This is a genomic window from Nocardiopsis oceanisediminis (assembly GCF_048595525.1).
In the GTDB taxonomy this organism is placed as follows: Bacteria; Actinomycetota; Actinomycetes; order Streptosporangiales; family Streptosporangiaceae; genus Nocardiopsis_A; species Nocardiopsis_A oceanisediminis.
On sequence record NZ_JAFMZJ010000001.1, the window covers coordinates 599723 to 622588 of the forward strand.

22 protein-coding genes are annotated in these 22866 nt (G+C 75.8%); 8 read left to right on the forward strand and 14 right to left on the reverse strand.

Going from position 1 to position 22866, the window contains the following annotated elements:
• Nucleotides 1-158: 158 nt before the first annotated feature.
• The gene (locus J0910_RS03170; RefSeq protein ID WP_420156998.1) at nt 159-1478 is read left to right on the forward strand and encodes a lysylphosphatidylglycerol synthase domain-containing protein; all 1320 of its coding nucleotides are present in this window, start codon (nt 159-161) and stop codon (nt 1476-1478) included.
• Between the two features lie 14 nt (nt 1479-1492).
• Nucleotides 1493-1786, forward strand: coding sequence for a putative quinol monooxygenase (locus J0910_RS03175; protein WP_420156999.1), 294 nt, complete (start codon nt 1493-1495; stop codon nt 1784-1786).
• Between the two features lie 452 nt (nt 1787-2238).
• On the opposite strand, the gene J0910_RS03180 is transcribed toward J0910_RS03175, so the two are convergent.
• The 3 genes from J0910_RS03180 to J0910_RS03190 all read right to left on the reverse strand — a co-directional run bounded on the left by J0910_RS03180 (nt 2239) and on the right by J0910_RS03190 (nt 4539).
• Nucleotides 2239-2937, reverse strand: a complete 699-nt coding sequence (locus tag J0910_RS03180) for a creatininase family protein (protein WP_420157000.1) — start codon at nt 2935-2937, stop codon at nt 2239-2241.
• Nucleotides 2934-3776: an isocitrate lyase/PEP mutase family protein gene (locus J0910_RS03185; RefSeq protein WP_420157001.1), complete on the reverse strand. Its 843-nt coding sequence runs from the start codon at nt 3774-3776 to the stop codon at nt 2934-2936. Before J0910_RS03185 ends, J0910_RS03180 begins: the two co-directional genes overlap by 4 nt.
• A 142-nt stretch (nt 3777-3918) precedes the next feature.
• Nucleotides 3919-4539, reverse strand: a complete 621-nt coding sequence (locus J0910_RS03190; protein WP_420157002.1) for a flavin reductase family protein — start codon at nt 4537-4539, stop codon at nt 3919-3921.
• Between the two features lie 65 nt (nt 4540-4604).
• Here J0910_RS03190 and J0910_RS03195 point away from each other — a divergent pair, with 65 nt between their 5' ends.
• From J0910_RS03195 to J0910_RS03205, 3 genes are all read left to right on the forward strand, one after another.
• Complete coding sequence (locus J0910_RS03195; RefSeq protein WP_420157003.1) at nt 4605-5330, forward strand: ArsR/SmtB family transcription factor; 726 nt, start codon at nt 4605-4607, stop codon at nt 5328-5330.
• Between the two features lie 34 nt (nt 5331-5364).
• Nucleotides 5365-5772, forward strand: a complete 408-nt coding sequence (locus tag J0910_RS03200; protein WP_420157004.1) for an NUDIX hydrolase — start codon at nt 5365-5367, stop codon at nt 5770-5772.
• Nucleotides 5773-6306: 534 nt separating this feature from the next.
• Nucleotides 6307-6888 (forward strand): hypothetical protein, encoded by a 582-nt coding sequence (locus tag J0910_RS03205; protein WP_420157005.1) that lies wholly within the window; start codon nt 6307-6309, stop codon nt 6886-6888.
• Nucleotides 6889-7110: 222 nt separating this feature from the next.
• Here the strand turns inward: J0910_RS03205 and J0910_RS03210 are convergent, their stop codons facing one another.
• A complete protein-coding gene (locus J0910_RS03210; protein WP_420157006.1) occupies nt 7111-7308 on the reverse strand; it encodes a zf-HC2 domain-containing protein in 198 nt (65 codons plus the stop codon).
• Between the two features lie 6 nt (nt 7309-7314).
• Between J0910_RS03210 and J0910_RS03215 the strand changes: the two genes are divergently transcribed.
• Entirely contained in the window at nt 7315-7902 is a 588-nt protein-coding gene (locus J0910_RS03215; RefSeq protein ID WP_420157007.1) for a sigma-70 family RNA polymerase sigma factor, read from the forward strand.
• Between the two features lie 562 nt (nt 7903-8464).
• Here the strand turns inward: J0910_RS03215 and J0910_RS03220 are convergent.
• The 3 genes from J0910_RS03220 to J0910_RS03230 are packed head-to-tail and all read right to left on the reverse strand — an operon-like array spanning nt 8465 to nt 10945.
• A complete protein-coding gene (locus tag J0910_RS03220) occupies nt 8465-9715 on the reverse strand; it encodes a Dyp-type peroxidase (protein ID WP_420157008.1) in 1251 nt (416 codons plus the stop codon).
• Nucleotides 9715-10314 carry a copper chaperone PCu(A)C gene (locus J0910_RS03225; protein WP_420157009.1) on the reverse strand — a complete coding sequence of 200 codons (600 nt, stop codon included), beginning with the start codon at nt 10312-10314 and terminating at the stop codon, nt 9715-9717. The genes J0910_RS03220 and J0910_RS03225 overlap by 1 nt, the downstream gene beginning before the upstream one ends.
• Before the next feature lie 40 nt (nt 10315-10354).
• Nucleotides 10355-10945, reverse strand: a complete 591-nt coding sequence (locus J0910_RS03230; protein WP_420157010.1) for a copper resistance CopC family protein — start codon at nt 10943-10945, stop codon at nt 10355-10357.
• A 179-nt stretch (nt 10946-11124) separates the two neighbouring features.
• Between J0910_RS03230 and J0910_RS03235 the strand changes: the two genes are divergently transcribed.
• A complete protein-coding gene (locus tag J0910_RS03235; RefSeq protein ID WP_420157011.1) occupies nt 11125-11886 on the forward strand; it encodes a DUF1266 domain-containing protein in 762 nt (253 codons plus the stop codon).
• 19 nt (nt 11887-11905) lie between these two features.
• Here J0910_RS03235 and J0910_RS03240 read toward each other — a convergent pair whose 3' ends face one another.
• From J0910_RS03240 to J0910_RS03260, 5 genes are all read right to left on the reverse strand, one after another.
• On the reverse strand, nt 11906-13126 hold the full coding sequence (locus J0910_RS03240) for a PI-PLC domain-containing protein (protein ID WP_420157012.1): 1221 nt from the start codon (nt 13124-13126) through the stop codon (nt 11906-11908).
• A gap of 247 nt (nt 13127-13373) precedes the next feature.
• Nucleotides 13374-14474 (reverse strand): alpha-xenorhabdolysin family binary toxin subunit A, encoded by a 1101-nt coding sequence (locus J0910_RS03245; protein ID WP_420157013.1) that lies wholly within the window; start codon nt 14472-14474, stop codon nt 13374-13376.
• A gap of 68 nt (nt 14475-14542) precedes the next feature.
• Nucleotides 14543-16873 (reverse strand): hypothetical protein, encoded by a 2331-nt coding sequence (locus J0910_RS03250; RefSeq protein ID WP_420157014.1) that lies wholly within the window; start codon nt 16871-16873, stop codon nt 14543-14545.
• Nucleotides 16874-16913: 40 nt separating this feature from the next.
• Entirely contained in the window at nt 16914-17996 is a 1083-nt protein-coding gene (locus J0910_RS03255; protein WP_420157015.1) for a hypothetical protein, read from the reverse strand.
• Between the two features lie 85 nt (nt 17997-18081).
• Complete coding sequence (locus tag J0910_RS03260) at nt 18082-19185, reverse strand: alpha-xenorhabdolysin family binary toxin subunit A (protein ID WP_420157016.1); 1104 nt, start codon at nt 19183-19185, stop codon at nt 18082-18084.
• 438 nt (nt 19186-19623) lie between these two features.
• Here J0910_RS03260 and J0910_RS03265 point away from each other — a divergent pair, with 438 nt between their 5' ends.
• Nucleotides 19624-20193: a dihydrofolate reductase family protein gene (locus tag J0910_RS03265; protein ID WP_420157017.1), complete on the forward strand. Its 570-nt coding sequence runs from the start codon at nt 19624-19626 to the stop codon at nt 20191-20193.
• Nucleotides 20194-20305: 112 nt separating this feature from the next.
• On the opposite strand, the gene J0910_RS03270 is transcribed toward J0910_RS03265, so the two are convergent.
• Both J0910_RS03270 and J0910_RS03275 read right to left on the reverse strand, forming a co-directional pair.
• The gene (locus J0910_RS03270) at nt 20306-21532 is read right to left on the reverse strand and encodes a cytochrome P450 (protein ID WP_420157018.1); all 1227 of its coding nucleotides are present in this window, start codon (nt 21530-21532) and stop codon (nt 20306-20308) included.
• A 95-nt stretch (nt 21533-21627) separates the two neighbouring features.
• Entirely contained in the window at nt 21628-22857 is a 1230-nt protein-coding gene (locus J0910_RS03275; RefSeq protein ID WP_420157019.1) for a cytochrome P450, read from the reverse strand.
• Nucleotides 22858-22866 lie beyond the last annotated feature (9 nt).

Sequence of the window (22866 nt, forward strand, 5' to 3'; positions counted from 1 at the left end):
GGTGAGCGGGCCGGCGGTGCTCCGCCGGGCGGTCGGGGATGAACAGGAGGGGGAGGAGCCATGCGGTACGAGCGGCCGGGAGCGGAGCGGCCGGTGAGCAGGGCGCGCCGTGCGGAGCGCGCCCGGCGCGCACGCGGCCCGGCAGGGGGAGGCCCGAGGTGAGCAGGGCGGAACCCGGGGGGCGCCCGGCGCCGGGGTCGCGCCGGTCCGGTGCGGCGGACGGCCGGTGCCCGCGTCCCGGCGGCAGCGGGGCGCCCGCGCGGCCGGGGGCGGCCGACCGGGGCGGTGCGCCGGGGCCGGCGCCCGGACTCCGCCCTGCTCCGCGCGGCGGCGCGGACCGCCGCTCCGGCTCCGCGACTCCGGCCTCCGCGCCTCCGGGCGGCTCCGCGAGACGCGGCGGGGCGCTCCGCTCCGCCGCGGTACGGGCGGCGGGGCCGTGGGGGAGGGCCCTGGGCGGTCTGGCCGTCCTCGCGGCCCTGGCCTGGTGGTTCAGCGCGGACGCGTTCGCCGGCGCGCTGCTCGCCATCGACGGGCGGGCGCTCGCCGCGGCGCTGGGGATCGGACTGGCCACCACGGTGCTGAGCGCCTGGCGGTGGCGGATCGTCGCACACGGGGTGGGGCTGCGGCTGCCCGCGGCCGCCGCCCTCGCCGACTACTACCGGGCCCTCTTCCTCAACGCGGTGCTGCCCGGCGGCGTCCTCGGCGACGTGCACCGCGGGGTGGCCCACGGGCGCCGCGCCGGCGACGTCGGCCGGGGCGTGCGCGCGGTCGTCCTGGAGCGCGGCGCGGGCCAGGCCGTGCTGGCCGCGGCCGGCGCCGCCGTGCTGCTCATCGCGCCGCCCGCCTGGGCCGCGGCGGGCCGTCCGCCGTTACCCGGTCCGCAGGCGGCGGTGTGGGCCGCGGCCGCCGCCGCCATCGCGGGGGCGTTCGCCGCCTGGGCCCGGTGGGGGCGGGGCGGCCACCGGGTGCGGTCCGCCGCGGCGGCCTTCGCCGCGGACCTGCGCGGCGGGCTGCTGTCCCGGAGGGCCTGGCCGGGCGTGCTGCTGCTGTCGGCGGCCGTGCTGGCCGGACACGTCGCGCTGTTCGCGGTCGCGGCGCACACCGCAGGGGCCGCCGCTCCGCCGGCCCTGCTGGTCCCGCTCGCGCTCTTCGCCCTGCTGGCGATGGGCGTCCCGGTGAACGCGGCCGGGTGGGGGCCGAGGGAGGCCGCCTCCGCCGCGGCGTTCGCCGCCGCCGGCCTCACCGCCGAGCAGGGGCTGGCCGCCTCGGTGGCCTACGGCGCCCTCGCCCTCGCCGCGAGCCTCCCCGGCGCCGCGGTCCTGCTGCTCCGCCGCCGGTCGGGGCGGGCACCCGGCCGGGGCGCCGCCCCGGACGCCCCCGCCGGAGAAGGCCCGTACCCGGCCTCCGATGAGTTCTCCGGTCGGCGCCGGTCGGTACCGGTGGCGCACGACGCGCCCGCCGATGCCCGTACCGACTGAGAAGGAGGAGAGCCATGCCGGTGATCGTCGCGGGAAGGGTCTACGTGGATCCGCGGGACAGGGAGCGGTTCGTCGAGGAGCATCGCGGCACCATCGAGGCGGCACGCAACGCGCCGGGCTGCCTCGATATGGCGATCTCGCCCGACCCGGTGGACCCGGCCCGGGTGAACATCTTCGAGCACTTCGAGACCGCCGAGGCGCTGGAGCGGTGGCGCGCCGCCGCACCGGTGCCCGAGAACCCCGTGGCCATCGAGAAGGACCAGGTGCTCAAGCACGAGATCTCCGCCTCCGGTCCGCCCTTCGGCTGACCGGTGCGGGGGCGGGAGGGCGCGCCTCCGGGACCCGGGGGCCGTCCTTCCCGCCCCGCGCCCGCCGGGGACGGGGAGCGGGGCCGGTCCGCGCCCCGAGGGCCGGCGGCCGCCGCTTCGCGCGGGCCGCGTCGCCGGGGCGGGACGGATCCGGTCCGCCCGCTCGCGGGGCCGCCGGGGAGGCCCGGGTCCTCTCCGGGGCCGGGCGCGGCGGCCCGCCGACTCGGATGAGGCGGGGCCGGCCGCCGTGCGCCCGGTCCGGAACCGGGAAGGGGCGGCGCCCCGCCGGGCCCGGCGCCTCACCACCGCAGACCGGCCCGGGGCGGGCGAGGCGGGACAGGGCGCCTCTGCCGGCGGCCGCCGGGGACGCGGACGACCCCCGGCCCCGCCCGCCGGCGGGGGGAGGACGCGGGCGGGAACCCCGGCCGCCCGGCCGCGCGCCCGGCGTCCGGTCAGCCGCCCAGCGCGGCCAGGTGCGGCCCGAACGCCCCGGTCAGGTGGGCGAGGACGGCCCGGCCCTTCGCCGCGGAGGCCAGGGAGGGGCGGCCGACGACGCCGCTCTCGGTGTAGGCGCGCAGGCCCAGGGTGGGCATGTGCCTGCGGTCGTCGGCGGTGTGGTCGGCCGAGGCGTACCCGGGCCGCACCAGCTCGGGGCGGACGTGCAGCAGGATCGAGGTCTCCAGCTCGCCGGCGTGCATGTCGCTCCGGGCCGGGGACTCCAGCCCGGCGGCGGCGCGCGCGTCGTCCCAGTCCGCCTCGGCGGGGAACAGCGCCATGCCGCCGCCGGACTCCTGCACCGCGTTGCCCAGCACATGGTTGCCGCCGTGCCCGTTGACCAGCACCAGCCGCCGCACGCCCGACCGGCGCAGCGACGCGGCGACATCCCGCACCACCGCGTACAGGGTCGCCGCCGAGATGCTCACGGTGCCCGGCCACGCCTCGTGCTCGTGCGAGCAGGAGATCGCCACCGGCGGCAGCAGCAGCACCGGGTGGGCGGCGGCGATCCCGCGCGCGATCGCGCACGCGACCACGGTGTCGGTCGTCGACGGCAGGTGCGGCCCGTGCTGCTCGAAGCTCCCCACCGGCAGCAGCGCCACGCCCGCTCCCCGGTCGCGCTCCTCCACGGTCGTAAAGGTCGGCAGATCGATCATGCCCCCACTATCCCCGAGCGGGGGCCGCTACCCCCGGTCCGGTCCCGGCCGGCCCGGTAGAGCCCGGCGAGCGCCTGGGCCTCGGCGTAGGACGGCGGCGGGCCGTCCGGGACGGGCCGGTCCGCGGCGATCCCGCGGGCGGCGCGGACCGCCGCGCCGATCGCGGCGCGGAACGGCAGCGACCCGCTGCTCACCCGGGCCGCCCCGGCCTCGGCCAGCGCGCGCAGCGACGGGCCTCCCGGCCGGTGGAGCACGTTGAGCGGCAGACCGACGCGGCCGGCCAGCGCCTCGACGCCGGCCGCGCCGGGCAGGCCGGGGACGAACAGGCCGTCCGCCCCGGCGTCCTGGTAGGCCAGCGCCCGGTCCAGGGTCTGCTCCGCGTGCCCGGCGCCGGGCAGCCAGTGCGTGTCGGTCCGCGCGTTGACGAAGAGCGCCGGGGCGGCCTCCTTCACCGCCCGGATCAGGGCGCACTGCTCGGCGGGGTCGGCGAGGCCGGTACCGCGCCCGTCCTCCAGGTTGATCCCCGCGGCGCCCGCGGCCGCCAGTTCGGCGGCGAGCGCCCCGACGCCCTCCGGGCCCTCCCCGAAACCGCCCTCCACGTCCACGGTGACCAGCGCGTCCAACCAGGCCATCCCGCGCGCCGACCGGACGGTCTCCGCCCGGGTGGCGCCCTCCGCGTCCGGTTTTCCCGCCGCGGCGGCCACCCCCAGGCTGGTCGTCCCGATCGCGCGGAACCCGGCCGCGGCCAGCGCCGCGGCGGAGGCCAGGTCCCAGGCGTTGGGCAGCACGAACGGGTCCCCGGGGCGGTGCAGCGCCCGGAACTCCGCGAAGCGGTCCATCGCTCTCCTCCTCGCTTCTTCTCTTCACGGCCGCCCTCCGCCGGCGGGGGCGGCCCTCGGGCGCCGGTCCCGGCGTTCCGGGCCCGTCAAGCCGCGCCGGCGGGCCGGAACACCGGGACCGGCACGGGGCCCGTGAGCGGGCTCAGACCCCCGCGGCGGCGCGGTCCGGGGTCTCGCTCCGGCGGGACCGGCCGAGCTCGGGGCCGAGGCCGAAGTAGTGCCGGAAGTTGTAGACGAGAGGGCTCCATGCCGACGGGTCGATGTGCTGGGTGCCGGGCACCACGATGTGCGGCGCGGCGTGCACCCGGGCGACCGCCGTCTCCACGATCGCGAACATGCCGGAGGCGTCCGGGTGGATGCGGACCGCCCGCGCCTCCAGCTGGAGCGGGCACCCGGCGACCCGCGGCGGGCGGACGTCGGCGGAGGGCTCGGGGGACAGCCCGGAGGCGGCGAACTTGTCCGGTTCGTGGCGGAACCCGGGCGGGTGCCCTTCCGGCACCGGGTCGCGGCCGGTCAGCATCGCCATGTCCTCCACCGCCCGCCACATGTCGGGGGAGGGGAGGCTGACCACCAGCTCCGGGCGCTCGGCGAGGTTGGCCGCGCTCTGCCCCGTCCGCCCCAGGCCCAGCACGACGGTCCGGCCCAGCGCCCAGGCCGAGGAGATCGGGGCGAGGTTGGTCGAGCCGTCGGCGTTCTCGGTGGTCAGCAGGGCGACCGGCGTTCCGAAGTAGAGGATCCGCGGTTCCACGGTGAGGTGCTCCATGCCTCCGAGCCTGGCGGCCGCACGGTTCGGCGGCCGCCGAACCGTGCCCGGGCTAGCGTGGGAGCGTGAACCACCGAACCGACCCCGGCGGGGGACCCGACCTGGCCAGGGTGGCGGCGCTGCTCGCGGACGGCACCCGGGCCGCGTTCTGCCTGGCGCTGCTGGACGGCAGGGCGTGGACCGCCGCCGAGCTGGCCGGCCACGCGGGGGTGGCGCGGTCCACCGCGAGCGAGCACCTGACGGCGCTGGTCGGCGGCGGGCTGCTGCGCGAGGTCCGGCAGGGCCGGCACCGCTACCTGAGCCTGGCCTCGCCGCGGGTCGCCGAGGTGATCGAGGCGCTGTCGGCGCTGGCCCCCGGCGACCGGCCGCAGCGCCGCTCGCTGTCCGCGGTGCGCCGGAGCGGCGCGCTCTCCCGCGCCCGCACCTGCTACGACCACCTGGCCGGGGCGCTCGGCGTCGCCATCGCCGACGCCATGCACGGGCGCGGCCTGGTCGACGGCGAGCGCGGCCCCGCGCTGACCGACGCCGGCGCCGCCTGGTTCGCGGACCTGGGCATCGGCCTTCCGCGGCGGTCCCGGCGGCCGGCCCTGCTGTCCTGCCTGGACTGGACCGAGCGCCGCCCGCACCTGGCCGGGGCGCTCGGCGCCGCGCTCTGCTCGCACGCCTTCGCCGCGGGGTGGGTGGTCCGCCCGGGGCCGACCCGCGCCGTCGCGGTCACCGGGGACGGGCACGCGGCCTTCCGCGCCCGCCTGGGCCTCCCCGAGGACGTGCTGGCCGCCGCCCGCGGCTGACCGGCGCCCCGCACCCGGCGCTACCGTTGGGGCCATGCCTCGAACCATGCTCCACGTCGCGGCCGTCTGCTTCGAAGACGACCGGTCCCGGGTGCTGACCGTGCGCAAGCGCGGCACGGACGCCTTCATGCTCCCCGGCGGCAAGCTCGAACCCGGCGAGACCCCCGCCGAGGCGGCGGTCCGCGAGGTCCGCGAGGAGATCGGCGTCGAGCTGGCCCCCGGCGACCTGGCCCCGCTGGGCTCCTGGTCCGGCCCGGCCGCGAACGAGCCGGACACCGGCGTCACCGCCACCGTCTTCACCGCGCCCCTGACCCGGACCCCCGCCCCCGCCCGCGAGATCGCCGAATCCCGCTGGATCGCCCCCGGCGACACCGGCCTCGACGCGGTCCTCGCCCCGCTGCTGAGCGAGTACGTCTTCCCCGCCCTCGGCGCCGCCCGCTGACCCCCGCGCCGCCGCCGCTCGGCCGCCCCTGAGACCGCCGGCGGCGAAAGGGGCCGGGGGAAGCGCCCCGCCTCCCGCCCTTCCCGCGCAGCGCCGAGAGCACCGCCCCGGGGGGACGGCCGCGCCGGCCTGCGCGGCCAGGGGCCTCTTCCCCGTCGGCGGCCTGAGACCGCTGACGGGAGGAGCCCGCCTCGGGCGGCACCAAGACCGCCGGGGGAAGGGCGGGGAGCCGGGTGTTCTTCTGCGCCCGCCGCTTTTCCCGTCAACGCTCCGAGAGGCCGTCGGGTGTCCGGCCGGTCGCCCGGTGGGGCCGCCTCGCGCTTCTCCGCCCGCCCGGCCGGGCCGCGCCGGAGGCGCACACCGCCCGCCACAGGGCCCCCGCGAAACCTCCCCGCAGCGGCCGCGGCGGCGCCGGCACCGGCGGCCGTACGCCGGGCGCCTCCCGGGGCCGGGCCCGGGAGGAGGCCACGGCCGCCCCGGAGAGGGCCGGGGCGGAGAGCGGGGCCGCCGGGCGGGTGCGACGATGGGCGCGACGTGGAGGCACAGGCGCAGTTCCGCAGTGTGCGCGCCGCGGTGTTCGCCGCGGTGTGCGTCGGCGTGTCCGGGGTCGGGCACGCGCTGGCGTCGGGGCACGCGGTGCCGGCCGGTGCGGCGCTGCTCGGCGCGGCCGTGGTGTTCGGCTTCGCCCGGGCGGCCGCCGGCCGGGAGCGCGGCTACGGCCCGATCGCCGCCTGGATGCTGTGGGGCCAGCTCGCGCTGCACGCCGTGTTCAGCGCGGCGCAGGCGGCGGGCGTCCCGCACACCGCCGGGCACGCCGCGCCCGCCGGGGGAGGGGACTCCTCCGACCCCGGGATGCTCGCCGCGCACCTGCTGGCCGCGCTGGTCAGCGCCTGGTGGCTGCGGCGCGGCGAGGCCGCGGCGTTCACCCTGCTCCGGCTGGTCACCGACGCCGTCCTGGCCGCGCTGCCGGCCCCGGTCGCCCAGGGCCCGCGGCTCACCCCGCCGCCGCGCGCCGCCCGCCCCTGGGGCGGCCCCGAAGCGGCCCGCCGCACCACCCGCCTCCTCCGGCACGCCGTCGTGCTGCGCGCCCCGCCGCTCCCGCGGCCGGCCGCCTGAACCCGGGCGGCCCGGCCTCCGCACCGGCGCGCGCCGGGGCCGCCCCGAGCGGGCGGCCCGCGCCCGCCGGATCCCCTACTCACCAGCGCGCCCCGACGGGTGTCGGGCGCGCCGCCCGCCGTCCCCGCGTCCCGCGCCGCACCGCGCCGGGGCGCCGCACGGCGTGCGCGAGCAGCAGAGGAACCAGCGATGGGAACGGAAGCACGGAACGGAGCGGTCCGGCTAGCGCCGGGCGGGCCGGTCCGCGGAGGAGGAGCCGAGGGCCGCCGCGACGAGGGACTCCAGCTCCTCGAAGCCGGCGCGCCAGTCGGCGCAGGAGCCGCAGGAGCGGAGGTGCCGCCGGACGGTGCTCGGGCGCGCGCCGGGGTCCTCCCCGTCGAGCTCGGCGGAGAGCGCGGTCCGGCAGTCGATGCACCTCATGGGCCCATGATCGCGCAGCCGGGGACCGGCTCGGACGAGGACCGGCGGCTGACCGGGCTGGCCCTGGCCGCCAGGGACGGCGAGTCCGGGGCGCTCGCCGAGCTGATCGCCGCGACCCGGGGCGACGTGGAGCGCTACATCCGCCGGCTGGCCGACCCGCAGTCGGCCGAGGAGCTCGCCCAGGAGACCTACATCAGGGTGATGCGCGGCCTGCCGCGGTTCGCCGGGCGGTCCTCGGTGCGCACCTGGCTGAGGTCGATCGCCCGGTACACGGTGGTGGACCGGTACCGGGCGCAGGCCGCCCGCCCCCGGACCCGCCCGGTCGAGGAGGACGACGGGGCGGAGCGCGGCGCCCCGCCGCAGGGCTCCCGGATCGACGAGCACGTCGCACTGGACGACCTGCTGGCCGGGCTCGCCGAGGAGCGGCGCACCGCGTTCGTGCTGACCCGGCTGCACGGCTACTCCTACGCGGAGGCCGCGCGGATCACCGCCGTCCCGGTGGGCACGGTCCGCTCCCGGGTCGCCCGGGCCCGCGAGGACCTGGCCCGCGCCCTGCGCGCCGCGGACCGGGCCGGACGCCCCGAGCCGCGCTGACCGGGGGAGGGGAGGCCGGGACCCCGCCTCCCGCCCCGGAGCGGGACCGCTCCTCGGCCGGCCGGACGTCCGGGTGCTCCCGGGCGAGGAGAGGGCCCTGCCCTCCGCGCGGGCCCGTCCCGGCACGGCCCGGACGCCGCCGGACGGCCCCGGGGCGCGGGGCGGGCCCGCTCTTCCGTCCCGGAACGGGCCCCTTCGGCCCTCGCGGCCAGGGCGGCCGGACGGGTCGGCCCTGCGGCCCGGCCGGTGCCCGGGGCGGAAGGGCGGATCCGCCTCCTGCCCCGGAGCGCGGGCCCCCGGCCCTTTCGACCGTCCGCCCGGGGTGTGCCTTCCCCGCAGGGCGGGGGCCCCTTTCGGTTTCGGCCGGGGGCGCCGGACGGCCCGGTTCCGCGGAGGCCCGGGGGCGGGCGGGGCGGGGCCGCGTCCCAGGTCGCCGGCGGGCCCTCCTCCTTCCCGGTTACCCTCGCCTCGCGGCTCCGGGCCGCTTCCGGGCGGTGGGGTGCGCGGGCCGGCGCGGCGCCGCCACGGGGGAGGCGCGGCCCCGGGGGGCGCGGGGCCGGGGTCACCTCCGGAACAGGGGTTCGCCGATGAAGCCGTCCTCGGGGCAGCCGGGCGGGACGGCGAAGACCGCGGAGCCGATCGCGGTGACCCACTCGTTGAGCAGGTCCAGCTCGTCCAGGCGGCGCTGGACGGGGACGAACTGGCGGACCGGGTCGTGCTGGTAGGCGGCGAAGAGCAGACCGGCGTCCTGCCCCCCGGGGCCGGAGCGGTCGTAGTTGTAGGCGCGGCGGAGGAACCGCTCGGCGGGGTCGCCGCTGCGGGCCCGGCGGATGTGCGCGTACTCGGTGATCCGGGGGAACCCGAGCGGATCGAGCGCCTCGAAGTCCGGCTCGTCGTGCTCGGCCTCCCCGGTCAGCGGGGCGCCGTCGGAGAGCCGCCGGCCGACGGCGGCCTCCCGCCCGGTGCGGTCCAGCCGGTCCCAGGAGTCCAGGTCCATCGCGATCCTGCGCAGCACCAGCCCGGTACCGCCGCGCATCCACTCCGGGCCGCCCGCGCCGGCCCCTCCGCCTCCGCCGCCCCCTCCGCCCCACACCAGCCGGCGGAGGTCCTCCGTGCCCGGGGCGGGGTTGACCGTCCCGTCCACCTGACCCATCAGGTTGCGCATGGTGGTGCCCTCGGGGAGCGCGCCCCGGGTGTTCCGGAAGCCGTCCTGGACCCAGCGGAGCCCGGCGAACGCGCGGGTGTCCTTGGTCAGCATCCGGGCGGCGTGCGCCACGGCGAGCGGGTCGTCGGCGCAGACCTGCAGGAGCAGGTCGCCGCCGCTCCACTCGTCGCGCAGCCGGTCCTCGGCGAACCGGGGCAGCGGCCGCAGCCACTCCGGCGCCGCGTCCGGGTCGACCCGCTCCACCAGACCGGGGCCGAAGCCGAAGGTCACGGTGAGCCGGGCGGGCGCGGCGGCCAGCTCCGGTTCGGAGTCGGCCAGCGCGCCCTCGCCCCGGGTCAGCCGGGACGCGTCGTCGGTGAGCAGCCGGAGCAGCCGCCGGACCGCCTCGGCGCCGGTGCCGCGGTCCAGGTCGAACGCGAGGAAGGAGGCGAAGGCCTGCGGCGGCGTCTCGATCCCGGCCTGGTGCTCGCCGTGGAACGGGACGGTCTCGGCGCCGTGCGGCTCCGGGCCGTCCGGGGCCGGCGGATCGGAACCGCGGAGCAGCGCGCCCGCGCCGACCGCCCCGGCCGCGCCGAGGCCGGCGGCGGCCCCGCCGAGCAGCAGGTGCCGGCGGGACGGGCCGCGCCGCCCCGCGTCCGCGCCGCCCATCAGCGGCCGCCGTCCCCGCCGTGGCCGCCCTCGCCGCCGTGCTCCTCTCCGCCGCGGCCCTCGTGGCCCTCCCCGCCCCCGCCGTAGTCCTCGTCGGCGCCCTCGTACTCCTTGACCGGCGCGGTGAACCCGGCGGTCGAGCCGTCGGCGAACTCCAGCTCCACGGTGATCTCGGTGCCGGGCCGCAGGTCCTCCCGCAGGTCCATCAGCATGATGTGGTCGGCGCCGGGCTCCAGCAGGTGCGAGCCGTCCGCGGGGACCGGGAACCCGCCCTCCTTCTCCCGCATCACCGGGTTCCCGCCCTCGTCCGGGGCGACCTCGTGCAGCTCGACCCTGCCCGCCGCCGGGGAGGAGGCGGCGGTGACGGCGGCCTCCGCGCCGGAGCCGTTGACCAGCTCGCCGAAGACGCCGGTCATGCCGTCCTCCTCGGTGGCCGCCTTGACCCAGGCGTCCTCGACGGAGACGGCCTCGCCGCCGGCCGCGGGCGCACCGCCTCCGCCGTCTCCGCCGTCTCCGCCGGAGCCTCCGCCGTCCGGCGCGCCGCAGCCGGCGAGCAGCAGTGCGGCGGCGGCCAGCGCCGCGATGCGAGTGGTGTCCATGGTCATCGTCCTTCCTGAGGGTGAGCGGAGAGGGCAGGGGTCACGGCGCGGAGCGCCGGGCGGAGGCGATCGCGACCGCGGCGTAGCCGGCCGCGCCGAGCGCCGCGCCGGCCAGGCCGAGCAGTACCCACCGGCCGGCCGGGTCGGAGGCGGGGCCGGCGGGTTCCCGGTCCGGGGCCGCCGCCGGGGAGGGGGAGGCCTGCGGTGCGCCCTGCGCCGGGTCGGGCACCGGCGCGTCCGGGTCGCCGACGGTGAAGCCGAAGCCGCCGCTGACCGGGTGCCCGTCGCCGGAGACCACCCGCCAGCGCACCGCGTAGCCGCCGTCCGGGAGCCCGTCCACGGCCTGGACCACCTCGGCGCCGTCCACCTCGGGCTCCCCGGAGGCGACCGCCTCGCCTTCGGCGTCGACCACGGTCACCGCCGCTCCGACGTCCAGCAGCTCGCCGCTGAAGACCAGGGCGACCTCCTCGGGGGGCGACTCCAGGGCCTCCCCGTCCCCGGGGGCCGCGTCGATCAGCCGGTCGTGCGCCTGGGCGGGGGCGCTTCCGAGCGCGGCCCAGGCCAGCGCGGAGGCGGCCGCGACCGCCGCCGCGCGCCTTCGGTTCCGTCCGGTCGGCACCGCTGTGGACATGCGCCCCTCCGCTCCCGCGCCGGCCCCTCCGGGCGGCGTCGCAGAGGGAGTCGGATCCGGGCGCCCGGGAGTTCCCGGGAACCCGCCCCGGAGCGAACCGACCGGGCGGCGGGGTCGGATAGCCTCGGAACGCCTTTTCACCCTCCCTGGCGTCGTGTATCCGGAATGAGGCGATCCACATGGCCGTCCCGGCCGCCTCCCCGCGGCTCATCGCGGACCCGAGAGGGCACTTCTTCGGGCCGATGGCGCACGCCTACGCCTGCGGTGCGCAGATGGCGGTCGGCAACGAGGCGCCGTGGAACATCGTGTTCGGCTCCTGCTCCTGCTGCGGGGTGGCGGAGAAGCGGGAGATGCTCCGGGAGAGCTGGGGCGTGCACGACCCCGCGGAGTGGCGCTCCACCCTGGAGGGGCTGCTCGACGAGCGCAGCAGCGACCAGGGCGCCACCCTGGTGATGGAGATCCGCTGGCAGACCGCGCAGTGGTACCGGCAGCCGATCGACCCGGCCACCTGGCAGGCGGCGGTGGGGGACTGGTGCCGGCGGAACGGGCAGTCCGACATCCACGGGCCGCTGATCGAGACGGTCGAGCGGATCCTGCGCTACGAGGCCCGGCTGGCCGCCGACGGGGTGCTCCCCTACGGCGCCGTCATCCGCGACATGATCGCCTACGACTTCGGCCGCGCGGTGAACTTCGCCCGCTGGGGCGTGCACGCCGAGTACACCGACCCGGCCACCGCCGAGTCCTCCATCCTGCACGCCGGCGCGCAGAGCCGCCGGTTCTACTCCTCCTGGGCGCACCTGTCCGCCGGCTACATCCTGGGCCGCTGCCTCCGCTTCGACGAGGACGAGTTCGGCCCGTTCTACACCGGCCCGGTCGCCGCCCACCACGCCCTGATGCAGGACCCGCAGAGCCCCTGGCTCAACCTCCCGTTCCAGATGTGACCGGCGCCGGCCCGGCGGGTCAGGTCTCGGTGCCGCAGCTGCGGATCCACCGCTCGCCGTTGCCGAGGTGGTTGGTGTTGATGAAGTCCACGCCGGCCTCCTGCTGCGCGAGCCAGGCGTCGCGCCGGGCCTCGCCCTCGCACTCCTGGCGCCCGGGGACGATCTGGCCGTGGCAGGGGATGAAGTCCCCGTTGGAGCCGTCCCGGTACTGCTCGTCGGGCGCTCCCCAGAAGCGCACCTTGAGGCCGGAGCGGTGGGCCTGGTCGACGACCTTGTTCAGCTCGCCCTGCTCGCGGTCGTCGATCTTGTTGTTGCCCTGGTCGCCGCAGTGGCCCTTGCCCCATTCGGCGTTGAACATGGTGAAGTTCTCGGCGTACTCGCGGTCGTACTCGGGGCTGTCGATGTTGACCTTGGGCGGCAGTTCGCACCCGTTCACCGGCGCGATGTCGAAGCTGACGTTGTCCGGCTTGTTCCGCAGCACGTAGTCGTCGCCGGGCCTGCCGCCGCTGAACACCACGTTCACGTCGGGCGGCAGGCCTTCGAGCTGCTCCAGCGCCCGGTCGTACGCGCGCCGCCTGTCCTCTTCGCTCTCCTGGCCCTTGATCTCGACGACCAGCTGGAACGGCTCGTCGCGGCCCGGGTAGACCTCCCCGCCGTTCTCCTCGGCGCGCTCCTTCAGCGCCTCCACGTAGGTCGAGCGCAGCGTCCCCCGGGGGCGGTCGGTGGGGTCGTGCTTGAGGACGAGGTCGCCCTCCTCGTAGGTCATCGGGTCGTACTGCTCGCCGAACCAGGTGTCGTCCTCGCTGTAGGGCCAGATGTCGGCCTCGACGCTGGTGGCGCCGTGCCGGAGCGCGTCCTCCAGCGGGTGCTCGTTCTCGTAGTCGTTGTGCGCGTGCAGCCCCTCGGCCCACTCCGCGTCCGGGTCGGCGCAGCCCGGCTTCTCGATCGGGGGCCGCGGCGGCTCGTCGGCGGCGCCGTCCGGCGGGCCGGGGTACATCTGCGCCTCCGGGTCCTCGGCCGCGGCCTCGCCGCCGCTGCCGCCGGCCTCGCCGCAGTCCTCGCCGCCGGTGATCCGGCAGAACGCGGTGGCGCACATGTCGGCGACCCTGCCCGGGACGCCGACCGCGGTGACCCCGGCGAGCACCGCGGCGACCAGGAGGACGACGCCGCCGTACTGGGTGAAGGAGGCGCCGCGGTCGGCCCCCGGCCGGCCGCGGCGGGGGGAGGCGATCGGCGTCATGGCCGCTCCCGGTCGCATAGGAGGGGATCCGGGGCGCGGAGACCGTGCGCGGCCGGCGGCGGAGGGGCGTCCGCGGAGCCGAACGGGCGCACAGCGCCTCAGAACGGGACGGACAGGATCGTCCCATCCCCTTCCGGAACGGCACAGGGCTCCCGGACCCAAGTCCGGGCCCAAACGGCGCCGCCGCCCTCCCTCCGGAGGGGGAGCCCGGCACCGCCCCGGCCGGGGCGGTGCCGGGGCCGGCGCGTCAGCTCCGGGTCGGCGCGAACGCGGAGGGGGGCTTGATGTAGGCCCGGTCGAGGTAGTCCGCGGCCTCCGCCGACACGGCCTTCCAGTCGTCGATGGCCTGCTGGATCTGCAGGTCCACGATCTCCTCGGCCTTCTTGACGTCGTTCTCGGCCAGGTCGCGCAGCGCGGCCAGCTCGGCGGCGACCGACTCCCAGGCCGAGCGGATCGCGCCCAGGGTGCCCAGCGCGGTACCGGAGTGCGACTCCGTGCCCGCCAGCGACTCGCAGGCGTCCAGCACCGAGCGCCGGATGTGGGCGTTGCGGGTGAGCTTCTTCTGCTCGTCGTTGATCTTCTGCTCGATCCGGTCGATCTCCTTCCGGGCCTCCACCGCCTTGTCCGCGTAGACGGAGGCGACGGTCACGGCCGCGATGAAGCCGAAGAAGGGGACCCAGGCGTAGGCGGGCGTGGTCGCGGCCACCACCACGTCGCGGTTGTACTCCTCGTTGGCCTCGGCCAGGGCGGCGCGGTCGTCGGCGATCTGATCGCGGACCGCCCGCCACTCCGCGTCCTCGTGGTCGTAGCGCTTCTCGTACTTCTCCTTGAGCGGGGCGAGCAGCCGGGTGTCCTCGGCCGCCCGCTGCTGGAACGCCCGGACCAGCTCCGCGACCCCGCCCCCCTGCGCGGCCAGTTCCCGGGACCGGGCGATGCACCCGTCCAGGACCTCCTGGAAGCGGCCGCGGGCGGTCGGGTCCTCCAGCCCGCGCTCCTTCACCAGCCTGAGCAGCTCGCCGTAGGTGTCCTGGGCCTCGTGCCCGTAGACGCGGACCGCTTCGGCGACCTCGACGCTGCGCGGCATCACGGTGCCGTTCCACTCCGCGACGTGGCCGTGCATCGACGCGTAGCGGTCCCTGATGTCGGCGAAGTCCGCGGCGTCGTCGCCGGGGGTCAGCTGGAACCGGTTCCGGATCGACTCGTCGTCGGCGGGCAGCGCCAGCACCGCGGCGCAGTACGCCTGGAGGTGGTACCACTCGGCCTGGGAGAGCAGGAACCGCCGCCCGCCGTCCGAGCCGGTGCCGCGGAGCCGGTCGGCCTGCCCCTTGATGTCGATCTCCAGGGTCATCGGAGCCCCCGTCTCGTGGTCGTGCGGTGCGGCCCGGGGGCCGCGCGCGGCGGCCCCCGGGCGGGCGGTCAGTAGGACTCGTGCCGGATCATGTCGCCGGTCATCTCCACGGTGACCGAGGTGACCCCGCTCAGGTCCAGGCCGGGGTTGTTCTGCTTCAGCACGGTGAACCGCCAGCCGGTGAACGGGGTGGGCTGCATCAGCACCTTGCCGAACTCCTCGGAGACCTTGCCGTCCGTGACGATCTCCGGCCGGCCTCCGGTGATCCTGTACTCGAACGTCCGGTGGGAGGGGCGGGCGCTGAACGCGAACTCCGTGCCGCGGAACCGGTCCTGGTAGCCGCCCGAGCCGTGGATGCCGATCACGATGCTCTTCCCGGCGGCCGGGACGGCCCCGTCCAGGTAGATCCGGATCGTGTTCAACCGCACCCGGTCCAGCCCTTGGAATTCGGGGTGGCGCAGGTCGATCGGGAGGTCGAGGCCCTCCTTGCCGGACAGCCCCTCCAGCTTCTTCTTCTCCGTCACCTTCCACGAGGCGGTGCGCTGCTGCGGCGGCGGGTCGAAGCGGTTCAGCGCCGCCTCGTACTCGCGGGCGATGCCGGCCAGCCGCCCGGCCAGCCCGGCCGCGTCGGCGGCCATGGTGGGCACCGTCTCGGGTTCGGCCAGCGCCCAGTACCGGTAGGCGCGGCCGTAGTTCTCCAGCGCGATGAACATCCACCGCTTCTGGTCCAGGTAGCCCTGGTAGAAGGCCTGCGCGGCGCCGTCGCCGAGGGTCTTGGTCCGCTCCAGCTCCTTGATGTGGGCCTCCATCCGCAGGCACTGGCGGCGGGAGAGCTCGGCCTGCAGGGTGGCCCGGATCAGCTGCTGGGAGGCCTGGAGGTAGCCGGCCTGCGCGGTGACGAACGCCCGGCCGTAGACGGAGAGGCCCTCCAGTGCGGCGAGGTAGGAGGCGCCCTCCGCGAAGTGCCCGAGCATCGCACGCGCGATGACCTGGAAGTTCTCCCACTCGGCGATCGCGTTCACCGAGCCGTGGCCCGCGGTCTTGCGGAGCAGTTCCTCGATCTTCTTCATCGAGGCCGCGTCCAGGTCGCGGACCATCTCCTTCATCTCGGTGTCCAGGCCGCGCAGCTCGTTGATCAGCTCCAGGGCGTCCTGAATGGCCTTGGTGGTGCGGGCGATGTCCGCGGCCTGCTTGATGATGTCCTGCGCCAGCTCGATCGTCTTGACCAGCTTCGCGATCGCCGGGCCGGCCTCGAAGACGCCCATCGCGCCGGAGGCGATCGCGGTGCCCAGCGAGATCAGCGCGGAGGAGCCCTTGAGGACCGCTTCGAGGACGCCCTTCTTCTTCAGGTACTCGATCTGGCCCTCGAAGTCGCGCTTGGCCCGGTCCACCTCGTTCTTCTGGCTCTCCAGGTCCTTCTTGGCCTTGTCCAGCGCCGCGGCCGCGCCTTCGGCGTTGAACTTGGCCTGGTCGCGCAGCTGGGTGTGGAAGGAGTGGGTGTCCTTCATGTTCGCCAGCAGCACCTTGGCGGCATTGACCCGGTCCCCGATGGAGAGTTCCCGGTTGCGCAGCGTGATGTAGTTCCCCTCGTAGGCCGCCACCGCCTTCTGGTAGACGCCGAGGTGCTTCCCGTACAGGTCCCGGTTGAGGGAGGGGACGTAGCGCCCGTGCGGGAGGTCGCTGTCGTGCAGCTGGAGCAGGCTGCTCGCCTGGGCGAAGAGCTCCCGCAGGTGGGTGCTCTGCGCGGCCAGGCGGGCCGTCCAGCGCAGCATGGCCACCGCCCGGGCCCGGTCGGCCGCCCAGAACTGGGTGGCGTGCTGGAACAGCATGGTCAGCGACCGGCCGAGCTGCACCGGCTCGCCGCTGCCCGGCACCGGCACGGTCTTCTGCTCGGTCACCTGCGCCTCGTCGTCCGCGACGCGTATGCGCAGCCCGGCCCGCTTTCCCAGGGCCTCGGGCCGGTCCCGCCATCCGCCGCCGGACTTCGGGACGCACAGCGGCAGCTTCCCCGCCTTCTCCTCGTCGGCGATCTCGGAGGTGTAGAGCACCAGGCCGGAGCCGTTCGCCATGCGCAGGGCGGCGCCCTTGGCGACCGCGATCCGCCGGGCCGTGATCTGCCAGCCGACGCCCTCCTTCAGCTCGGCCGCCGGGGAGGCCGAGAGGGTGACGGTGTCGGCGTAGAGCTGGACGATGCGCACGCTCGGCTCTTTGGCCAGGCGTTCGACCACCTTGCCGGTGTCCAGCTCCCGGCCGTGGAAGTAGGCGTTGTTCCCGTCGATGACCGGGCTGGTCAGCGCCGGGACGCCGAGCGCCTTGGGCAGGCCGTCGCCGGCCCCGCCGGCATCGGCGGCGCCCCGGGCCCGGGGGACGGTACGGGAAGCGGTCTGCTCGCTGGTCATCGTGCTGCTCCTCGGAGGTTCGGGCTGCGGGTCGGCACGGTCAGACCACCGTCTGCAGTGCCAGGTAGGGCGGCCGGGCGATGTCCGTCCGCTCCAGGTGGGCGTCGGTCTGGACGGCGAGCGTCTTCCACTGGACGATCGAGCGCGGCAGCCGGGCCGCGGCCGACGCGGCGGCCGTACGGGGGTCGGCCTCCGCGGCGTCGGCCAGCGCCGACAGGTCGGACGCGATCTCCAGCCATCCGTCGCGCAGCCGCTCCAGCAGGGCGGCGGCGCGGCCGGAGTGCTCCGCCATGGCGCCCAGCGCGTCGGCGGCGGCCGTGGCGCACACTCCGGCGCGGGCCCCGGCCAGCAGCCGGAGGGGGTCGTCCGAAGTGATCGCCGCGCTCTCCAGCTCGGTGCGGATCCGCAGCAGCTCGGTGATGTAGACCCCGTCCGCGGTGGGCGCGGTCAGCAGCCCGTACAGCGGGATCCACCGGTAGGCCGGGACCGTCCCGGCCGCGTGCGCGGCGCGGGTGTACTCCTCGTTCGCCTCGGCCAGCGCCCGCTGCGCGGCGGTCAGCCGCCCCCGGGCCTTGGCCCAGGCGGGATCGTCGGAGCCGCAGGGGGCGTGCGCGGCGAGCCCGCGGGCCCGCTCCGCCAGCTCCCCGGCGTCCCGGCGGAACTCCGCCACCAGGCCGCGGGCCCGTTCGGCCGCGGCCGCGCACTCCGCGGCCTGCGCGGCGCGGCCGCGGGCCGGCCGGGCGAACTCCGCGCGCCGCTCCGGCGCGTCCAGCCCGCCGGCGGCCAGTTCGGCCATCTCGCCGTAGTCCATCTCCGCCGTCCTGGCGAAGGCGCGCAGGTCCACGGCGGCGTTCACCCCGGCGGGCAGCGCATCGCCCTCCCAGCGGTCGGCGAGTTCGCGGGCCTCGGCGTAGAGGCCGAGCGCCTCGGCGGAGTCCCCGGTGCCGGCGGCGGGGTCGAGCCCCGTCCGCGCGGCCAGGGCGGCGCCGTCGGTGGGCAGCGCCTGAACGGTGGTGCAGTGCAGCTGGACGAGGTGCCACTCCGGCCCGGCGAGCAGGGGGCGGCCGCCGGGGGCCGCGCGGAGCCGGTCCGCCTGGTCCCGGAGGTCGAGGGCGTCGGTCATCGGGGAGTCCGTTCTCGCTGTCGTTCCGGTCGGGCGGGGCGGCGGGCGCCGCGGCGCCCGCCGCCCCGGAGGGAGGGGAGCCCGGTCAGGCGGCGAGCTGGAGCTCGGCGTAGCTGGGCTTCTTGATGTAGGCGCTGTTGATGTAGCCCTGGGCGTCGTTGGCGATGGCCTCCCAGTCGTTGATGGCCTGCTGCACCTGTAGGTCCACCAGCTCCTCGGCCTTCTTGATGTCCTCGTCGACCAGCTTGGCCAGGTCGCGCATGCTCTTGGCGATGGAGATCCAGCCCGACTGCATCTTGTTGAGCGTGTCCAGGGCGAGGTCCACGTTCTTCTTGGTGTCGTCCGCCGAGTCCTTGGCGTACTTCGCCGACTTGGTGATGTGCGCGTTCCGGGTCAGCTTCTTCTGGGCGTCGCCGATCTTCTTCTCCAGCGCCTCGATCTCGGCCTTGGCCCTCAGTGCCTTTTCGGTGTAGATGCCGGCGACGGTCGCGGCCGCGATGAAGCCGAAGATGGTGACCCAGGCATAGGCGGGCGTGGTCGCGGCCACGGTCACATCGTGGTTGTACTCGTCGTTCTTGGCCTTCAGCTCGTCCTGGTCCTTCTTGATCTGGTCCTTGAGCTTCTGCCACTCGGCGTTCTTCTCGTCGTACTTCTTGTCGTATTCGACCTTGAGGTCGCCCATGTCCTTGGCGTCCTGCTTGGTCTGGTCCCGGAACGTGGTGATGTATCCGGAGACCTTATCGGCGCTCTTGGCGAACTGGTCCGCCTTCTTCGCCCGGTCGTCCACGATCCTGAGGAACCTCTTCTTCCTCTCTTCGTCGCCCAGGCCCTCCTTCGCCAGTTTGAGCATTTCGCCGTAGTAGATGTGGGCGTTGTTCCCGTAGTTCTTGATGTCGGTGGCCAGCTTGATGCTCTCCGGCATCGCGGTGTCGTCCCAGAACTTGACGTGGTCGTACATCTTCTTGTACTGGTCCCTGAGGGTCTTGAAGTCCTCGGGCTTGTCATCGGAGGTGAGGGCGAGCTTGATCTTGATCATCGCGTCGGTGGTCGGCAGGGCCTGCACGGTGGTGCAGTAGACCTGGACGTTCCGCCATTCCGCCTCGGTCAGCAGGAACCGCTTCTTCTGGTCGACATGGTTGATTCCGCGGAGCTTGTCCGCCTGGCCTTTGATGTCCGGCTCGGTGGCCATGGAAATTCCCTTCCGTATGCACGTGCGGCATGCTCTTCTTTGGAAGAAGGTGCTATTTCGGGGGGTGGAGAGGTCCCCTGACCCTCTGGGTCGGGGTTTTCGGGCCTCTTTTTCATTCCCTTGCTCCCCGGTGCTGATTATGCGCGCGTATGCATGTGCCAAAAACAGGCCAGACGAAAAGGGCTCTGTTCTGGGTGGCCGAAACACGATCGGTCGGCAACCTGGTGGCCCGGTTCGCTGATGATTCCCGGTGAAATGGTGCATCTCGTGGGGGCGGCGGATTCCGATTCCATGTCCGGGAAGCCGCCGTAACCGTCGCCCCGGCTGCGGGCGCGGTGCCGGAAGGCCGGATCGCGCCGTCCGGCGATGAGTCCGCCGGCCGCGCGCGGTCGTAACCGGGAGAGGCAGGAGAAGAGCGACGACGAGCGGAGGCCCGGCATGCGGCGGCTGATCCTCACCGAGAACATCACCCTGGACGGCGTCATCGAGGCGTCCGGCGACTGGTTCGGTCCCGGCGGCTCGGACCCGGACGCGGACGACTCCGACATCCTGGAGGAGCTCAAGAGGCAGATGGCCGAGGAGCGGGCGCTGCTCCTCGGGCGGGTGACCTTCGAGGAGTTCCGCGGCTACTGGCCGGCCCGGGCCGGGGAGCCGGACGGCATCGGCGACCACCTGAACGCGGTCGCCAAGTACGTCGTCTCCCGCACCCTGGGCGACCCGGGGTGGGCGAACACGACGGTGCTGCGCGGGCCGGTCGAGGACGAGGTCCGCGCGCTGAAAGCCGGGGAGGGCGGCCCGATCGGGATGACCGGGAGCACCGCCCTGGCGCGTGCGCTGACCGCCGCCGGGCTCATCGACGAGTACCGGCTCTTCGTCTACCCGGTGGTCATCGGCGGCGGCACCCGGCTCTTCCCGGACGGCACCCGGCTCCCCCGCCTGGAACCGGTGCGGACCGAGCGGTTCCGGTCCGGCGTCGTCCTGCTCCACTACCGGGCGGACCGCGGCTGAGCACGGCGGGCGGAGCCCGCCGCCGGCCCCCGGGCGGGCGGGGGCCGGCGGCTCGGCGCCTCCCCCCGGGCCGGGTGCGAGCCCGGCCCGGGGGGAGGCGCGGCCGAGGCCGCTACCAGGTGACGGGGACCTCGGCGACGTGCGGGACGCCGAGGCCGCCCGCGCGGACCTCCTCGGCGGGGATGGCCAGCCGCAGGGTGGGGATGCGGGACAGGATCGTGAAGTAGGCGACATCCAGGGCGACGTTCGCGAAGTTCATCGCGACGCACTGGTGCGGGCCGTGGCCGAACGCCAGGTGCGACCTGCCCTCCCGGGTGAGGTCGAGCGTGTGCGGGTCGGAGAAGACCGAGGCGTCCCGGTTGATCGCCTGGGTCGCCATCACCACCGCGTCGCCCGCCTTGACGGAGCGCCCGCCGATCTCGATGTCCTCCACCGCCAGCCGGGACAGCACGTCGCCCACCGACAGGTAGCGCAGCAGCTCGTCGACCGCCCCGGGGTGCGCCTCGGGGTCCTTGCGGACGGCGTCCGCCTGCTCGGGGTGGGCCAGCAGCACGAACAGCCCCGACGCGATCATCGACAGGGTGGACTCGTTCCCGCTGCCGGTGACCAGCATGACCGCGTTGACCAGCTGCTGGTCGGTGATCTCGTCGGACCGCTCGGCGGCCTTGGCGAGCACGGTGCTGACCAGGTCGGTGCCGGGCTCGGCCCGGCGCCGCGCCAGCTGCCCGGCGTAGTAGCCGCCCAGGTGGTAGATGGCGGGGAAGAGCATCTCCGGGTCGCTGCCGAGCCCCTGGAGGTGGTGCACGTACGCCTCCCGGTCCTCCTCGGCGACGTCGAACAGCTCGGCGAGCATCATGGACGCGAACGGGATCGCGTACGAGTGCAGCAGGTCGGTCGCCGGCCCCTTCTCCAGGATCCCGTCGACCAGCCCGTCGGCGATCCGCTGCAGCCGCGGCCGCAGCTCCCGGGTCCGCTTGACGGTGAACGCGGAGATCACCAGGCGGCGCAGCGCGTTGTGCTCCGGGTCGTCCATCAGGTTGAAGGTCTTGGACTCGCCCTCGGGAACCGGCTGGGGCATCCCCGTGCCCGGCATCAGCTTCGCGTTGTGCGGGAAGTCCGGGTTGCCCCGGTCCGCGGAGATCCCCGGGTGGGCCATCAGGGCGCGGGCCTCGTCGTAGCCCGTGACGATCCAGGCCTTCCGGCCGTCGAGCAGCTCCGCCTCGGCCAAGGGGCCCTGCTCGACCAGCTCGGTGTAGCCGTCCGGCAGGTGGTACGGGCAGTTGCCGCGCTTGGGCGGGAAGGACGGGGCCGCGCCGGTGACGGTGGTGGTGTCGGTCATGGCTTCTTTTCTCTCGGGGGCCGCGGCGGCGCCGGGGCGCCGCCGCGGGCGGACTGTGGTGTGCGGGTGCGGCGCGGGGCCCCGCGCCGCACCCCTCAGGCCCGTACGGTCGCCAGCGGGATCCGCTCGGGGCCGAACAGCATGTGCGTCTGCTGGAACTCGACGGGGGCCGAGCCCGGCGCCGGGCTCATCCGCTCGTACCGGTCGAACAGCGCGTTCAGCGCCCCCGTGATCTCCACCCGGGACAGCATGGCCCCGAGGCAGAAATGGATCCCGTGGCCGAGCGAGACGTGCTTGTTCGGGTGCCGGCGGATGTCGAACCGCTCCGGGTCGGGGAACACCCGCTCGTCGTGGTTGGCGGAGAGCATCCACGGGACGACCACGCTGTTCGCCGGGATGGGGTGCCCCGCGACCTCGGTGTCGGCGGTGGTGTAGCGCTGCAGCCGGGTCGACGGCGGCCAGCAGCGCAGGATCTCCTCCACCGCCCGCGGGATCAGTGAGCGGTCCGCCCGCAGCTCCGCCTCGACCTCCGGGTGCTCCAGCAGCGCCAGCACGGCGTGCCCGAGCACCGCGGCGGTGGTGAGGTGGCCCGCCTGCAGGATCTGCACCGCCAGGTTGGCCACCTCGTGGTCGGCCAGCCGCTGCCCGTCCAGCTCCGCGTTGAGCAGGTCGGTGATCAGCCCCGGAGCGGGGTCGGCCTCACCGCGCCGGACCGCGCAGAGCTGGAGCAGGTAGCCCATCAGCTCCATGAACGGCCCGCCCAGGGCCGAGTCGACCGACGCCCGCACCGCCGCCTCGTCGGTGAGGTCGGGCGGCTCGATCAGCATGATCTTCTCGACCAGCTCCTGGAACGCCCCCGCGTCGCCCGCCGGGATGCCGAACAGCTCGGCGATCACGGTCGCCGGCAGCGGTACCGCGAACCCCTCGACGAAGTCGAACTCCGCGGGCAGCCCGTCCAGCAGCGCCTCGCTGATCTCGGTCACCCGCGGCGCCAGAGCGCGCATCTTGCGCGGCGTGAACGCCTGCGACGCCAGCTTCCGCAGCTTGCTGTGGACCGGCGGGTCGGCGACCAGCATCATGCCGTCGGTCATGTTGGGCACATCGCTCGGCAGCACGTGCGCCGGGTTGCTGGAGAACACCGCGGTGTCCATGGCCACCCGGAGCACGTCGTCGTAGCGGAAGACGTGGTAGGTCCCGGACGGGTCCCGGTACACCGGCTTCTCGTCGCGCATCCGCCGCAGCCAGGCGAGCTGCTCGCCCAGCCCCTTCCGGGCCGGCGGCGGGAACGGTGCGGGCCCCGCCGCCGCAATGGCCTGCTCTGTCATGGCCGCCCC